This is a genomic window from Mucilaginibacter sp. P1_A3 (assembly GCF_056406855.1).
The window spans coordinates 27,881-42,258 of record NZ_JBFTZJ010000009.1 but is presented as its reverse complement, the minus strand read 5'-3'; the positions used below and the strand labels follow the sequence as shown (position 1 = coordinate 42,258).

Below are 14,378 nucleotides of genomic sequence, written 5' to 3'. Positions count from 1 at the left end.
CAGAGCAGGTTGTTTACTTATTTTAAATTTAGCACTATTGAAACTTACGAAGTTTTTAAAACTTCGTAAGTTTTTCTTTTTAAAACACCTGCTTAGGGAGCCGGAGAACTTAGTCTGCCTACTTTTTCAAATTTTTCAAACACAGTCTCTGTATGCGGAGCATCCACAAGTTCGGGTGTAAGATCCTGGCCGGCCCAGTGCTCGTAATGTTTCCCGTTTCTCCAAAGGCGGCTTTCAGTCACATCATAAATAATGCCCTTATAGGCCACCCAGATCTGCGGCTTATCCTGCCCGTTACGAAGGGCCAGCTGTGACTTTGTATATTCAGGCAGATTTGCCATTTACTTTTCTTTTAGCTTTAAAATATTCAAAAAAACCAATATTCATCAGCAACAGGGCCATTAAATAAAAATGATCTTCTACAGGGATCGTACCTACCCTTAGGCCCAAATTCTGGTTGTTATTATAAAGCACTATGGGTATTGCAGTTAAAAACCCATTCACTATATAAAACGGAATAAGCGCAACCAAATAGGTTATATAAAATTGGTTAAGCCAGTTTACCTTCATGCCAAATTGCAGCACCACCATCAATACTGCTAAAAGGCCAAAAGTAATGGCAGAATAAATCCTGTTGTAATAAAACACCAGCGCCAATATGCTGATCAATACAATCAACCCGCTAATGATAGCGCTAAGCTGTACCCCCATCCTCCACTTCACATAATAGTTTAAGCAGGCATGTATGAACAGGCACGCGAAGGGCACGGTTAAAAAAAACAACATTTCCTCCAATGGTAAGCCCCAAAAAGCTATGCCAATAATGTAATGCGGGTTGAAGGACCATACGCCTTTCATGGTGAACAATACATCCCAAAACAAAAAGAAAATGCCTGTTATCAACATTCCGGGCCACATGAACTTCCAGCTTTTATAAAAATGCACCTTTTTATCAAACGATAAAACAACTGGAAAAAACACCGTCAGGATATCTATAAGCAGGTAAGTGTATTTCACTTTAATTCAACTAAATGTTTATTCAGCTCATCATTTTGGGCGGGTGTGCAGCGTTTGGAATGGATCAAAAATTTAATAATGGCTACAGTAAGCTCCTTATCGGCAGTACCATAATTTTTTTTATCTAACTGAGCTATAATATCTTCTCTATCAGCAACCAAATCTTTATTAAAACCTAAAAAGCCGGGCACATTGTGCTCAATAGAGAAACGCAAAAACCTGATCTCTATATTATGCGGATCAGCATTTACGGCTGTTTGAAAAACTTTTTCCGAATTATTTAAAAACTTAACCTTCATGTATGGATTCCAGGCGTGTTTAGCTTTACAGGATAGTAAAGCCCCCATATATCCACTGATTAACCCTGTCCGGTTTTTTACGGAGGCAAGGCTCTTGTATAAGGAATCGGTGGTTTTACTGTTATCAATAGCTAATACCAATTGCTTGCGTATACTTTTTAGGTTGATGTCATCGGCCTCTACATTCTGTACTATCAGCAATAAAAAAAACGAGGCTACTATAAATACGCGATGGATCATCAAATTACATTTAGTTTTTGTTGTAATACAGCTTTAACGTACAAACCTATTTTGCAGGTATCAGAAACACGGATTCTTTTTTGCATTATAACGTTTGCCGGTGTATTCTTTATTTTTTTAAACAGTTGCAGATAGTAGGTATAGGCAATATAAACCCCTAACCGTGTACCAACTGGCAGCTGTTTTATGCCTGCAAAAGCGGCATCAAAATCACTTTGAATATTGGCCTGTATATTCAATTTAACCTGCTCGGTAAAATTATTAAAATCAACACCAGGAAAATAAGTTCTGCCACGTTCTTCAAAATCCGACCTTATATCCCGCAAAAAATTCACTTTTTGAAAAGCTGCGCCAAGGCTGCGGGCCTGCGGTAAAAGTGCACAGTAAAGGTCATCATCATTATTAGCAAAAACACGCAGGCACATCAACCCTATTGCTTCTGCCGATCCATAAATGTAGGCATTATATTCTTCCCCATCATACACTTTTTGGTCAAGGTCCATTTCCATTGACCGTAAAAAGGCGTCAATGAGCTGATGATCTATACCGTACCTGTTAACCACCTGCTGAAAAGAATGAATAACCGGGTTAAGACTTATACCCTCTTCAATAGCCTTAAAAGTTTCTCTTCTGAAATTGCAAATCAGCCTTACTTTATCATATTCATGAAACGTATCCACAATTTCATCGGCAAACCTTACAAAACCGTAAATAGCATAAATAGGATACCTGTAATCCGCATCAAATGCCTTTATCCCCAAACTAAAGGAGGTACTATATTTTTGAGTGATCAGCTTACTGCACTCAAAACAGGTTTCATCATACAGATTCATCTACTTTAATTCAATATTGTTCCAAAAATACATTTTTATAACCATATTGTTTTTTATTTCACCCATAAAACAATTTGCATAACTTGGGCCTAATATAAATATATGGTCAGCAACAAACATATTATTGTTATAGGAACCGGTTTTGCAGGTTTATCAGCCGCTTGTGTTTTAGCCAAAGAGGGGTTTAAGGTAACCGTACTTGAAAAGAACGATCAACCGGGTGGCAGGGCCAGAGTTTGGGAACAGGATGGTTTTAAGTTTGATATGGGACCAAGCTGGTATTGGATGCCGGATGTGTTTGAAAACTTTTTCTCCCTGTTTGGTAAAAAAACTGCTGATTATTATAAACTGGAACGACTGGATCCTGGTTATCGTATTTATTTTGGAAAGGCCGATACGATGGATGTGCCGGCAGAGATGCCCGCCTTGGAGGCCCTTTTTGAGGAAACAGAACCGGGCAGCAGCTTAAAATTAAGGGAGTTTTTAAAACAGGCCGAATACAAATACAAAGTTGGCATGGGCGAATACGTATTTCGTCCGTCGCATTCCATAACAGAGTTTATAGATCTCAACCTTATCAAAAAAAGTTTCAGTCTGCAATTATTGGGGAGCATGAGTAAGCATGTGCGCAAATATTTTAAAAATCCCAAACTGATAAAACTACTGGAGTTCCCGGTGTTATTTCTTGGCGCTACGCCTCAAAAAACACCTGCCATGTATAGCATGATGAACTATGCCGATCTTACCCTCGGAACTTGGTATCCACACGGAGGCATGAACCAGATTGTAAAAGCCATGGTAAGCCTGGCCGAAGAACTTGGCGTGGAGATAAAGCTGAAAACGGAAGTTACCAGGATCAATATAGAAAACAAACTGGTAAGCAGTATTGATACCAATCAGGGAGTTTACCATGCTGATTTTGTGATTGCCGGTGCCGATTATGAGCATATTGATCAACACTTATTAGACAAGCAACATCAAAATTATACAGCTAAGTATTGGGACAGCCGCAGCATGTCGCCATCGAGCCTGTTGTTTTATATAGGCACCAACAAAAAGGTAGCGGGAATAAAACACCATAATTTATTTTTTGATGAGGACTTTGAGCTTCATGCCAAAGAAATTTATACTACGCCCACCTGGCCAACAAACCCATTATTTTATGTTTGCTGCACCTCAAAAACAGATAACACCGTAGCGCCGCCGGGTGGCGAAAACCTTTTCTTCCTGATGCCTGTTGCCCCGGGCTTGCATGATGATGAAAGCATTCGTGAAAAATACTTCGACTTAATGCTTGATCGCTTTAAACAGATCACAGGCCAGGATATCCGCGATTCGATAGTTGTTAAGCGGAGTTATGCCCTAAACGATTTTAAAGCTGATTACCACTCATTTAAAGGCAATGCCTACGGACTTGCCAACACCTTATCGCAAACAGCATTCTTTAAACCTGCCATGCGGGCAAAGCATATCAAAAACATGCTGTATACCGGGCAATTAACCGTACCGGGGCCCGGTGTTCCGCCGGCTATTATTTCAGGGCAGGTGGTGGCTATGGAGGCGATAAAGAGCCTTACCTAAATAGCCGGACTTTCATTAAACGAGAAAACCCGCCTGAATCAGCGGGTTTTCCTATATATATAAATATTATATTGAGTTTATGATATTAGTTCTCTGCGTAAACAGGTTTGGCAATACCGTTATCATAAGCTTTTAAGTTTTTCTTTAATAGCTTACGTGCCACGTGTATCCTGGTTTTTACCGTACCGATAGGAATCTCTAAATGATCGGCTATCTCATGGTATTTATGGCCTTCAAAATACATGGTAAATGGTATATAATAATCTCCAGGCAGCCTGTCTAAAGCTCTTTTAATATCATCCATCACAAATTTGGCTTCCCCCTGGTTTTTTGTTGAACTGAATACCAGGTTTGGCGATGAAATCTCGTCACTCTTGGTAACAAATGTGCTCATTTTAACAAAACGGCGGTAGTTATTAATAAATGTATTTTTCATGATGGTGTATAACCATCCTTTTAAATTTGTTCCTTCTTTAAACTTATTATAATAAGTTATGGCCTTCAACATTGTATCCTGAACAAGGTCGTTAGCATCGTCTGCGTCATGCGTGAAATGTAAGGCGTATGACCTTAATGATGTTGCCTGACGTAGTACTAGGGTGTTAAACTCAATCTTTGTCATTTTGTTAAAGTTTTGTGTTAACAGTTAGGCAAGCATGATGCCATTTACCAACCCATTAAGAACAAATCCTTCCAATAAATACAAAAACAGCGTGTTTACGTAAGCGTGTACACATTACACTGCAATTACAATTAAAATACTAATATACAGCCGATTAAAACCACCAAAAAGCAAACAAAAACAGTCTGCAGAGGCCACAATTGTACCGTAAATATTATTTACAATTGATGAAAACAAAATGAAAAATTTAGTTGAAATTTAATTTTTTAACTAATAATATTGACCTCACGCTGTAGCATAACGCCAAATTTAGTGTACACACTGTCTATGATTTGCGACGAAAAGCTGTACACTTCCTGTCCTGTGGCCCCCCCATGGTTCACTAATACCAGGGCCTGATTTTTCCAGGTTCCTGTGTGGCCAACTGTTTTTCCCTTCCATCCGCACTGCTCAATAAGCCATCCGGCAGCTAATTTTACCTGCTCATCGGCGGCTGGATAATTTACTACATCGGGGTACTTAGTGTGTACTGCTTCAAATTCCTGCTTACTTATCACCGGGTTTTTAAAGAAACTACCGGCATTGCCAATGGTTGAAGGATCGGGCAGTTTGGATACCCTGATATGTGATACTACCTGCGAAATATCTCTTATTGTAGGCGATGTAATTCCCCGGTTTGCCAGCTCCTGCCCTATCGCGCCATACTGCGTGTTGATATTTGGGATAAGCGACAAATGAAACTTTACCGATACAATAATGTACTGGCCCTTTAGCTCGCTTTTAAATACACTTTCCCGGTAACCAAATTTACAATCGGCCTTGCTAAACGTTTTAAAAGTACTGGTGGCAATTTCAAAAGCTTTGCAGCTTACAAAAGCATCTTTAAGCTCAACCCCATAAGCGCCAATATTTTGAATGGGAGATGCCCCCACCGAGCCAGGGATGAGGCTCAGGTTTTCAATACCGGCATATTCACGGGCTACGCAAAAGTTTACCAGATCGTTCCATACCTCGCCGCCGCCAACTTCAACAAATACATCGTTATGGCTTATGCGATGCTCAATACCGCGGATATTCATACGGATAACCAGGCCATCAAAATTGGTAACCAATAGCAAATTGCTGCCTCCACCTATTACTAACCTTTCAGTTTGTAGCCATAACGGATCAGCAAACAATTCAACAAGGTCATCTTCATGGGCTATCTCTACAAAATACCGGGCATGGGCATCAATACCAAAAGTGTTAAAGTTTTTAAGTGATACGTTTTCCTGTATTTGCAGCATAGTATTTTGATTTCGGAATTACGGCGAATTTCGGAATTTTTATTTTGCGATGCCGCAAATCCTCACCAAAAAGAAATGATTAAGTGCAGTTAACCTCTTTGATTCGATGATGAACGGTAAGGTTATATTTTCATTAGGATAATTATCAAAGGATTGAATCAATTGAAATGGCGTGTTATTTTTTTGCAGCTCGGCCTTTTGCCCCTCATTAATTAATATCAGCGCGTTGCTATGCTTAAGAGCATCAGCCATATCCATAAAAGTAACTGGCTGATGGGTATAAAACTCAAAAGCATTTGGCACATTAAAGGCTGCTATTACCTCCTCCTTTGGATGATACTGATTTATAAACGCTGCCGCCTGTACATCCCCTTTAAAATCAACGAGTGTTGGGTACACTAAAGTTACCAGGTAACTGTTAACAAAAAGGCTAACGCAGCAAGTAAATAAAAACAAAGCCCTCATCTTTGTTTCGCTGTAATTATAGATATACCAGGTAATTAATGCCAAAGCAATGCTCAGCATTAAAAATACCGGCCAGCGCCCGGGTGCAAAAATGAAGTTCAACACCACAACGACCATAATCAACAGCACATTTATGGTATACTGCGAGATACTAAAAAAAAGATTTTTATTACTGCCGATAATCTCCTTTATAAATACCGCCGTTATAATGGCAAAGAAGGGAAACAGGATATTGGTATAAAAAGGAAGCTGAAATTTGGAGATTGAAAAAACCAGTAACATGATCAGCGCGCCGCTAATGGTAACGTACTCTGGCAATATTACCTTTTTAATTATTTTACGAACAGCCCTGAACAGGGCAAAATAAAACAACAATGCCCAGGGCGCAAAAGCCCAAAGCAGCGTATGCACAAAAAAGAAGACGCTGCCATGCGTATTCCTGATAAAGCTGTTATTGTTGAAGCGCCCAAACTGGCTACCCCACAAAAACCAATGAATACCTGATATTCCTGTCTTGCCAAAAACTATCTTTTCGGGATGCGTATCGAATTGAATATATAAGGTATAAATTTCCGGAAGTACAAAAACCGCTACCAAAACAAAGGATAGTAGCCATTTCCATTGAAAAAGCCCCTTAATATCTTTCCGGAACAGATAGTCGCAGATAATTCCACTTCCGATGGGGATCAGCAGGTAGATCCCTTTCGTCATTACCGCGCAGGCCGTAAACAGAGTGGCCAGCAAAATATCTGCCCATGTAAACCGATCTTTTAATTTACAAAAATGATAAACGGCGCCCATTAACAAACCCATAATATAAGGTTCGGCGCGTACATCCGTATTTGACATTACTACGTGCTGAGCGGTAAGTAATACCAGTACAGCAATCAGCGCCGTTTCAACATCATAAAACTTTTTGGCAAGCTTGTAAGTATAGATAACCGACAGGAAGAAAAACAGCAAAGCAGGCAATTTATAAGCTATGGTATTGATGCCCAAAATTTTGAAACTAATAGCTGTCATCCAGAACGGAAAATGGGGTTTATCCAGCCAATCCTTACCATGATACATCAGATCGGTAAAGTTGAAGCTTTGAGCCATGTTTCGGGCCAGTACACTGTACAAAGCAGGATCGTCTGTAAAATATTTTACACCAATGCCAGCCAGGTTTACCAATATGGCTATAACGAGTACTAATAAATATGGCTTTTTTTGCGCGTAAAGTATGGAGGAGGCAAATCTATTCACAAGAATATTTAGAGTTATGTAGCAGATTTCATCAAAAGCGTGGCAGCTGTAAAGTGTCTGATTATTTCAAATGGCGCATTGCTTGCGTTTTGCAAAAATAAACTACCGATGTTTCCTTAACTTAACGGTATTGATATATAATGGTGAATAGTACAGCTGTTATCTATTCCAGGGCAGGTATTTTACTGTATTAGCTGCCAGTAAAGTTGGCGCTCCTGCATTCAGTTTTTCGCCATTCATAACCCGTTCATAAAGCTGCAGGTATTTTTGCGCCATTTTTTGCACCGTGAAATTTTCCATAGCATAATCATGGCATAGCTGGTTGCTAAAATCCGCCACAGATTTAAGGCCTTCTGCAAGTACCGAACTACTGTTACTGAGCATACCTACTTCGGGTGCAACCAACTCGGGCAGTGAGCCATAAGGCGTCCCAAATACCGGGCATCCATAATATAAGCTTTCAATAATAGCTAAGCCAAATGGCTCGTGCCAAAGCACCGGAAACAGCAGCGCCTTTGAACTGTTGAGCACTACTGCCTTTTTATCATTATCAACCATCCCTTTAAACCTCACATTTAAGTTTGGTGTAAACCGAAGGCCCATTTTTAAATTTAAACGGGTACCACCCAACACAATCAGCTTATTACCGCTTTGGGTAGCTACATCAATTGCACCTTTAACGTTTTTAACCTTCCAGGCCGCCTTTGCCAAAAAGTGGGTATGAATGCGCTTCTTTGACAGATTGGGTTTAGGGTAATCATCAGGATCAAGGCCGTGATGCACAAAGGCTGTGCCCCCATACCGGGCCGCATGATTGGCCGAAACAAATACCGAATTTTGATCTAACAGATCTCCGTATGCGGGATTGTTATGCACATTAACCAAGTAAGGTTTTTTAGTAAAGTTATTTACCTGGAAATGAAAATGTACCACGTCAATATCATCAGGCACCTGCTTACTTATATCAACGGTAGGATTATAAACCAAAATTTTAGCAAAAGGACAGGAAGAACCAGCGGCTACCAGGTAAGTAATTTGATGCCCTAAACGCTGAAGCGCTGCACCCAGCCACCAGATCATTCTTTCAGTTCCGCCGTATTTTGCTGCGGGTATTTGGGTATTGTTTACTATTAAAATCTTCATTCAAAAATGTAATCGCCCGAATTTCGCAATTTAAATTGGATTGCGATAAAGGAATACCCGTGTGGCCCCCGCAATCATTCCTCTAAATTGCATATTTTAGAATTTTCATGTCAACAATATAATTTATCAACTTTTTTAATTATTTTAGGAACTTGATTAACTTATTAACGATTTAACTAAAAGAAATGACATCAATTAGCAATCCTGTAATATCTGTACAAAAAAAATCAGCGATAAACCCTATCATTATCATAGGCGCCTTATTTTTCATCTTCGGCTTTGTAACCTGGTTAAATTCGGTATTGATACCTTATTTAAAAATTGCATGTCAGTTAAATAACTTTGAATCGTACCTGGTAACCAGCGCGTTTTATATAGCTTACTTGTTGATGGCCAAACCATCTGCCTGGGTGCTTAAACTATTCGGGTTTAAAAATGGAATGGCAGTTGGGCTAATAGTTATTGCACTTGGCGCTCTTATATTTATCCCGGCAGCACTCACCAGGGTTTATTCTGTTTTCTTAATCGGTTTATTTGTACAGGGTACAGGGTTGGCTATTTTACAGTCGGCATCAAATCCGTATATCACCATTATTGGGCCACCAGAAGGCGCCGCCAAACGCATGAGTATCATGGGTATCTTTAATAAATGCGCAGGCGTGCTGGCCCCTATAGCCTTGGGTGCATTGGTATTAAACAATATAGATGGCTTTAGCGCCAACCTGGTAAAGCTTACCCCCGCAGAAAAAATAATACAGCTTAACGAGTTAGCAGCAAGGGTAATACTTCCCTATATCATCATAGTTGTTGTACTTTCGGTTTTAGCAGTGCTGATCTATTTTTCGGGCTTACCTGAAATTGATACCGAGCATGAGGACGAAGCTGTTGCAGCAGCCAACTCTGGCAAAAGCAGCATTTTCCAGTTCCCGCATTTAATATTAGGTGTAATCGCCTTGTTTTTTTATGTAGGTGCCGAAGTAATTGCCGGCGATTCAATCATCGGCTATGGTACGGCAAATCATATCCCGTTATCAGTGGCAAAGTATTTCGCTTCGGGTACGCTGATATGTATGGTTATTGGTTATTGTGCGGGCATCCTGTTTATTCCCCGTTACATCAGCCAGCAAAAAGCATTGGTTTATTCGGCTATATTAGGTGCTGTGTTAACCATTTTAGCACTAGTTACTCCTAAATATATCTCGATAGGATGTATAGCGCTCTTAGGCTTAGCCAACGCCTTAATGTGGCCTGCCATATGGCCGTTAGCATTATCAGGATTAGGCAGATTCACCAAAATAGGCTCATCGCTTTTGGTAATGGGTATTGCCGGCGCCGCCGTTTTCCCACCATTGTATGGTTTATTGGTTGATAAGCTATCGGCCCAGGAAGCTTATATGATACTGATCCCCATTTACCTGTTCATCTTTTATTTTGCAACCATTGGTTACAAAAAGGGGAAACATGTGATAGCGGTGTAAGCGAAAATATTTCTTCATAAATTAATAAGGCAGCGATATTGATTATATTGCTGCCTTGTTAGTTTTAACCTTATCCAATGAAATTACGATTTAATTACTGGCAGCTTTTTTTGTTGTTTTTGCCATTTATAATAGGTTTCCAACTATTTCATGTTCCTTATACATCTCCGCGAGTATATAATATAGCAGTAACCTCCTTAAACCTACTTTTTAATATCAGCCCATGTTTTATAATTGGCTACCAGTCTTATTTAGTAATCACCTTTAACAAGACAATTAATGGCGCAAGGTGGTTTACTATAAATGCTTTTATCCCTGTAATTTTTACCCTTGTATATTTTACTTATGTAGTGACGATCACCATTCTCAGGCCACCGCATTTGAATAGTCGTCTGGGGCCGATTGAACAAACCAATTGGGGTTTTGTACCCAACGCCATTGAAATATTTTTGCTGCACGCGATCATTACATTTTTTGTTGTTAATAACATTTATGTATCCCGGCAGATCAAGAAGATACCCGATGACGTTTTGAGAGATCAATTAAGCTTTGATTTTTTTAGGCCCATGAAAAAGTTAAAAAACATGTCGTACATTGTAATAGCAGGAATATTAATACTTTCGATAGTAATTGATATTTTCATGAATGGTCTTATTCCAAATCAGAATTAAGCATAACCAGTTGACAACTTGATTGACTGTACGAAACCCTGAATTTATTGAATTAAAGAATTTCCATTTTTCCGAACTGATTTAATTCTGTTCATTCCAAAAATTCGTTTAATTCGAGTTCAGACAAATAATCATTCAATTGTCTGAACCTGAATTTATTGAATTAATGAATTTTCAGAATTTTTCAAACTGTTTTAATTCTGTTCATTCCAAAAATCCGTTTAATTCCGATTCAGACAATTTCATTTCTTAAACCACTTCTTCCCAACCACCAGCAAGCCAAACTCTTCAGCCGGATTCTTTTCCATTGATTTGTGGTGAATTTTATGCGCGCGGCGGATAGCCTTCAGATAATGATTATTACTTTTAAAAGCCTTGAACCGGTTATGGATAAACCAATCGTGAAATATGAAATAGATGGTGCCGTAAATGCTGATCCCGGTACCTATCCAAAAAAGGCAATCTAAACTGATGTGTCCTATCCACATCAGCCATAAAGCCAATGCAGCAAAGCCGATACTGAATATGTCATTCAACTCCAAAAAGCTGTGCCTTTCCTGGTGATGGGTTTTATGAATAAACCACAGCGGCCCATGGAACAAATATTTGTGCATCACCCATGAGATGAGTTCCATGCACATCACAGTCGCCACTATTAAAGCTATATTTATGAAGAAATGCATTGTTTAGTTGGCAGTTTTCTGTTTGCAGTTGGCATTATTTAACTAAACGGATAGCTTTAAAATAAGTTTGCAGTTTTAAGGCGTTATATTTTCGCTTAAAACTGCAAACTCAAAACTGCTTACTGAGAACTATATATGAATAGCTCTATTCTCTGTAGCTGCTAAACATGCTTCGCGCATAGCTTCAGTATAGGTTGGGTGAGCATGGCTGATACGTGCAATATCTTCTGCACTTGCACGGAACTCCATGGCAACAACCGCTTCAGCAATCATATCCGCAGCACGCGGACCAATCATGTGTACGCCTAAAATTTCGTCGGTAGCGGCATCAGCCAATACTTTCACAAAACCATCCAAATCACCACTTGCACGGGCACGGCCGCTGGCTTTGAATGGGAACGAACCTGTTTTATATTTTACTCCGGCGGCTTTCAATTGCTCTTCGGTTTGGCCAACAGCAGCAACCTCAGGCCAGGTATATACTACACCGGGGATCAGGTTATAATCAATGTGTGGTTTCTGGCCGGCAATGATCTCGGCAACTAATGTACCTTCATCTTCGGCTTTGTGGGCCAGCATAGCGCCTTTTATCACGTCGCCAATGGCGTAAACACCTTTAACGCTGGTTTCCAGGTGATCGTTAACGGTAATTTTACGGCCACGTTCTTCAACAGTGATGCCTATTTTATCCAGGCCTAAACCATCGGTATAGGCAATCCTGCCAACAGCTACCAGGCAATAATCGCCTTTTAATTCTTTCTTTTCGCCTTTGGGAGTATCAAAATTCACGGTCACTTCGTCACCTTTTACAGTAGCGCCGGTAACTTTATGACCCAGGTAAAACTCCATACCCAGTTTGGTTAATACTTTTTGCAACTCGCGGCCCAAACCCTTATCCATAGTTGGGATAATACCATCCATAAATTCAATTACAGAAACCTTGGAACCTAAACGTGCATAAACAGAACCCAGCTCCAAACCTATAACACCACCGCCAATCAATACCAGATGCTTAGGTATTTCGGTAAGTGATAAAGCTTCTGTTGATGTGATGACGCGTTTTTTATCAATCGGCAAAAATGGCAATGCCGATGGTTTTGAACCTGTAGCAATAATCACATTTTTACCGGTGATCTCGGTTTCGGTGCCATCGGCCTTTTTAACGATGATGGTATTTTTATCTTTAAAAGATCCTGTACCAAAATGGGTATCGATCTTGTTTTTCTTCATCAGGTAGCTAATACCGCTGGTATTGGCATCCACCACTTCCTGTTTGCGTTTTACCATCTGGCCAAAATCAATACCCAGATTATCCAGCTTAATACCATGTGTGGTAAAAGCGTGGGCAGCGTTATGGTAATGTTCAGATGAATCTAACAACGCCTTTGAAGGGATACAGCCTACATTAAGGCAGGTACCGCCAAGGGTGTTATATTTTTCGACGATAGCGGTTTTTAAACCCAGCTGGGCACAACGTATAGCGGCAACATAGCCACCTGGGCCCGAACCGATAACGATAACATCATATTGCATAGTAGTGTTTTTTTGTGGATGGCAAAGTTAAGTAATATCAAAAGCAATAAAGATATATTTTATAGGTACAAGGTCAAAATTCGCAATACTTGTTTACCCAGGCACGGATAAGGGCCACGCGATCCTTGATAAACCTTGGTCCAAAAAATAAATTCGACCAGTCATCAAAGTGTTCATGCTGAAATCCTAAATAAAAAATCCAGAACCCTACGCCAAGGTAAGGGATTGCTTTTAGCTCATCTTCGGTAACAGATCGGTTTTCACGATAACTTTTAACAAAAACAGCAAACATCCGCTCAGCTTCCGCGTCGGTAAGTTTGCCGGTATACACATGTACAAAAAAATGCACGAAGAATGACATCAGATCATTGGCAAGATAGCCCTTCCCGGCAAAGTCAAAATCGAAAAAGGTTAAATTCCCAGTTCCATCAAAGTGAAAATTCTTAGGCAAAAAATCATACTGACAATAACCGTAGCTAAATTTTGTGGCATCAAATGATGCTATTTTTTCCGCTACCTTACCTGCAATTTCTGTTAAATAAGCGTACTCATCCGGCAGGTCTTTAAAAGCAAGCTCGAAATTTTTTAGGGGCTGGCTAAGTGTTGTTTCAACGGTATATTCTCTGCGGGGATGCTGGAGTTGGATAGCCGATGTTAAATTATGTACGGTAGCCATCTCCCTGCCAACCGTTTTTAGCTGCTCGTCATTCAAATCAAGAACCGGGGCCCCCTCGGCAAATGAAAACAAGATTCCATGCCGCGTGCCTTCGGCGGCATTAAATTGCTGTAACTGTTTACCATGTATATCTTTAATAGGGTACGCTACTCTTGCGCAGCCATCTTTAAGCTGGTTTAACAACTCAATTTCGCCTTTTATCTCCTCAACCGACCGATGCTGTTCGCGGTAGATCTTTAAAACATATTTGGCATTGGTAGCCTCTATGATATAAGTATCACTTACCCCGCGTAATAAAAACTTGCAGGTTATCAGCCTTAAATTATAAGCATCTTCAATATACTTTTTTAAAGCAATGGCCGATAAGGTGGAATATTGTGCCGGGAAGTGCGTCATAGGTTTTAAAAATTAAAATGGGGCTGCAATGATACAAAATTGAATAAACTTAACACTGGGCTTATCCTTATTTTAGCCAATATTAGCCACTTATTAACACGTTAATGTAACAGTGTTGTATTAAATTATTTGTTAGCGATTATGTTGTTAATTTAGGCAGATATTTTGACTGACATTATGAATAAAACTATTTCGATGTAAATGAAA

General features: G+C 39.7%; 14 protein-coding genes. 3 read left to right on the top strand and 11 right to left on the bottom strand.

Annotation, left to right across the window (positions count from 1 at the left end):
* Window positions 1–92: 92 nt before the first annotated feature.
* Genes AC1D0K_RS19560 through AC1D0K_RS19545 form a run of 4 tightly spaced genes read right to left on the bottom strand, consistent with a single transcriptional unit; the run spans window position 93 to window position 2,389 of the window.
* Window positions 93–341: a cytochrome b5 domain-containing protein gene (locus AC1D0K_RS19560; protein ID WP_477396967.1), complete on the bottom strand. Its 249-nt coding sequence runs from the start codon at window positions 339–341 to the stop codon at window positions 93–95.
* Window positions 325–1,017, bottom strand: a complete 693-nt coding sequence (locus AC1D0K_RS19555; protein ID WP_477396969.1) for a lycopene cyclase domain-containing protein — start codon at window positions 1,015–1,017, stop codon at window positions 325–327. Before AC1D0K_RS19555 ends, AC1D0K_RS19560 begins: the two co-directional genes overlap by 17 nt.
* The gene (locus tag AC1D0K_RS19550; RefSeq protein WP_477396971.1) at window positions 1,014–1,556 is read right to left on the bottom strand and encodes a hypothetical protein; all 543 of its coding nucleotides are present in this window, start codon (window positions 1,554–1,556) and stop codon (window positions 1,014–1,016) included. Before AC1D0K_RS19550 ends, AC1D0K_RS19555 begins: the two co-directional genes overlap by 4 nt.
* Entirely contained in the window at window positions 1,556–2,389 is an 834-nt protein-coding gene (locus AC1D0K_RS19545; protein WP_477396973.1) for a phytoene/squalene synthase family protein, read from the bottom strand. The genes AC1D0K_RS19550 and AC1D0K_RS19545 overlap by 1 nt, the downstream gene beginning before the upstream one ends.
* Before the next feature lie 102 nt (window positions 2,390–2,491).
* Between AC1D0K_RS19545 and AC1D0K_RS19540 the strand changes: the two genes are divergently transcribed.
* Complete coding sequence (locus tag AC1D0K_RS19540; RefSeq protein ID WP_477396975.1) at window positions 2,492–3,970, top strand: phytoene desaturase family protein; 1,479 nt, start codon at window positions 2,492–2,494, stop codon at window positions 3,968–3,970.
* 85 nt (window positions 3,971–4,055) lie between these two features.
* Here AC1D0K_RS19540 and AC1D0K_RS19535 read toward each other — a convergent pair whose 3' ends face one another.
* From AC1D0K_RS19535 to AC1D0K_RS19520, 4 genes are all read right to left on the bottom strand, one after another.
* Window positions 4,056–4,592: an RNA polymerase sigma factor gene (locus AC1D0K_RS19535; RefSeq protein ID WP_295712489.1), complete on the bottom strand. Its 537-nt coding sequence runs from the start codon at window positions 4,590–4,592 to the stop codon at window positions 4,056–4,058.
* Between the two features lie 266 nt (window positions 4,593–4,858).
* Complete coding sequence (gene murB, locus AC1D0K_RS19530; RefSeq protein WP_295712491.1) at window positions 4,859–5,878, bottom strand: UDP-N-acetylmuramate dehydrogenase; 1,020 nt, start codon at window positions 5,876–5,878, stop codon at window positions 4,859–4,861.
* 39 nt (window positions 5,879–5,917) lie between these two features.
* The gene (locus AC1D0K_RS19525) at window positions 5,918–7,591 is read right to left on the bottom strand and encodes an ArnT family glycosyltransferase (RefSeq protein WP_477396977.1); all 1,674 of its coding nucleotides are present in this window, start codon (window positions 7,589–7,591) and stop codon (window positions 5,918–5,920) included.
* Between the two features lie 159 nt (window positions 7,592–7,750).
* Window positions 7,751–8,734 (bottom strand): glycosyltransferase, encoded by a 984-nt coding sequence (locus AC1D0K_RS19520; protein WP_477396979.1) that lies wholly within the window; start codon window positions 8,732–8,734, stop codon window positions 7,751–7,753.
* 185 nt (window positions 8,735–8,919) lie between these two features.
* Here AC1D0K_RS19520 and AC1D0K_RS19515 point away from each other — a divergent pair, with 185 nt between their 5' ends.
* Window positions 8,920–10,212, top strand: coding sequence for a sugar MFS transporter (locus tag AC1D0K_RS19515; RefSeq protein ID WP_477396981.1), 1,293 nt, complete (start codon window positions 8,920–8,922; stop codon window positions 10,210–10,212).
* Between the two features lie 77 nt (window positions 10,213–10,289).
* Complete coding sequence (locus tag AC1D0K_RS19510; protein WP_477396983.1) at window positions 10,290–10,883, top strand: hypothetical protein; 594 nt, start codon at window positions 10,290–10,292, stop codon at window positions 10,881–10,883.
* 242 nt (window positions 10,884–11,125) lie between these two features.
* On the opposite strand, the gene AC1D0K_RS19505 is transcribed toward AC1D0K_RS19510, so the two are convergent.
* From AC1D0K_RS19505 to AC1D0K_RS19495, 3 genes are all read right to left on the bottom strand, one after another.
* Entirely contained in the window at window positions 11,126–11,566 is a 441-nt protein-coding gene (locus AC1D0K_RS19505) for a sterol desaturase family protein (protein WP_477396985.1), read from the bottom strand.
* 129 nt (window positions 11,567–11,695) lie between these two features.
* On the bottom strand, window positions 11,696–13,099 hold the full coding sequence (lpdA, locus tag AC1D0K_RS19500; protein ID WP_477396987.1) for a dihydrolipoyl dehydrogenase: 1,404 nt from the start codon (window positions 13,097–13,099) through the stop codon (window positions 11,696–11,698).
* Between the two features lie 73 nt (window positions 13,100–13,172).
* Window positions 13,173–14,171, bottom strand: a complete 999-nt coding sequence (locus AC1D0K_RS19495; RefSeq protein ID WP_477396989.1) for a phosphotransferase enzyme family protein — start codon at window positions 14,169–14,171, stop codon at window positions 13,173–13,175.
* Between the last annotated feature and the right edge of the window lie 207 nt (window positions 14,172–14,378).

What these genes read in the sequence shown, in the direction of transcription:
- AC1D0K_RS19545 (WP_477396973.1), bottom strand. Translation starts at nt 2,389, where the DNA reads ATGAATCTGTATGATGAAACCTGTTTTGAGTGCAGTAAGCTGATCACT.
- AC1D0K_RS19520 (WP_477396979.1), bottom strand. Translation starts at nt 8,734, where the DNA reads ATGAAGATTTTAATAGTAAACAATACCCAAATACCCGCAGCAAAATAC.
- AC1D0K_RS19515 (WP_477396981.1), top strand. Translation starts at nt 8,920, where the DNA reads ATGACATCAATTAGCAATCCTGTAATATCTGTACAAAAAAAATCAGCG.
- AC1D0K_RS19550 (WP_477396971.1), bottom strand. Translation starts at nt 1,556, where the DNA reads ATGATCCATCGCGTATTTATAGTAGCCTCGTTTTTTTTATTGCTGATA.
- AC1D0K_RS19495 (WP_477396989.1), bottom strand. Translation starts at nt 14,171, where the DNA reads ATGACGCACTTCCCGGCACAATATTCCACCTTATCGGCCATTGCTTTA.
- AC1D0K_RS19510 (WP_477396983.1), top strand. Translation starts at nt 10,290, where the DNA reads ATGAAATTACGATTTAATTACTGGCAGCTTTTTTTGTTGTTTTTGCCA.
- AC1D0K_RS19535 (WP_295712489.1), bottom strand. Translation starts at nt 4,592, where the DNA reads ATGACAAAGATTGAGTTTAACACCCTAGTACTACGTCAGGCAACATCA.
- AC1D0K_RS19560 (WP_477396967.1), bottom strand. Translation starts at nt 341, where the DNA reads ATGGCAAATCTGCCTGAATATACAAAGTCACAGCTGGCCCTTCGTAAC.
- AC1D0K_RS19505 (WP_477396985.1), bottom strand. Translation starts at nt 11,566, where the DNA reads ATGCATTTCTTCATAAATATAGCTTTAATAGTGGCGACTGTGATGTGC.
- AC1D0K_RS19540 (WP_477396975.1), top strand. Translation starts at nt 2,492, where the DNA reads ATGGTCAGCAACAAACATATTATTGTTATAGGAACCGGTTTTGCAGGT.
- lpdA (WP_477396987.1), bottom strand. Translation starts at nt 13,099, where the DNA reads ATGCAATATGATGTTATCGTTATCGGTTCGGGCCCAGGTGGCTATGTT.
- murB (WP_295712491.1), bottom strand. Translation starts at nt 5,878, where the DNA reads ATGCTGCAAATACAGGAAAACGTATCACTTAAAAACTTTAACACTTTT.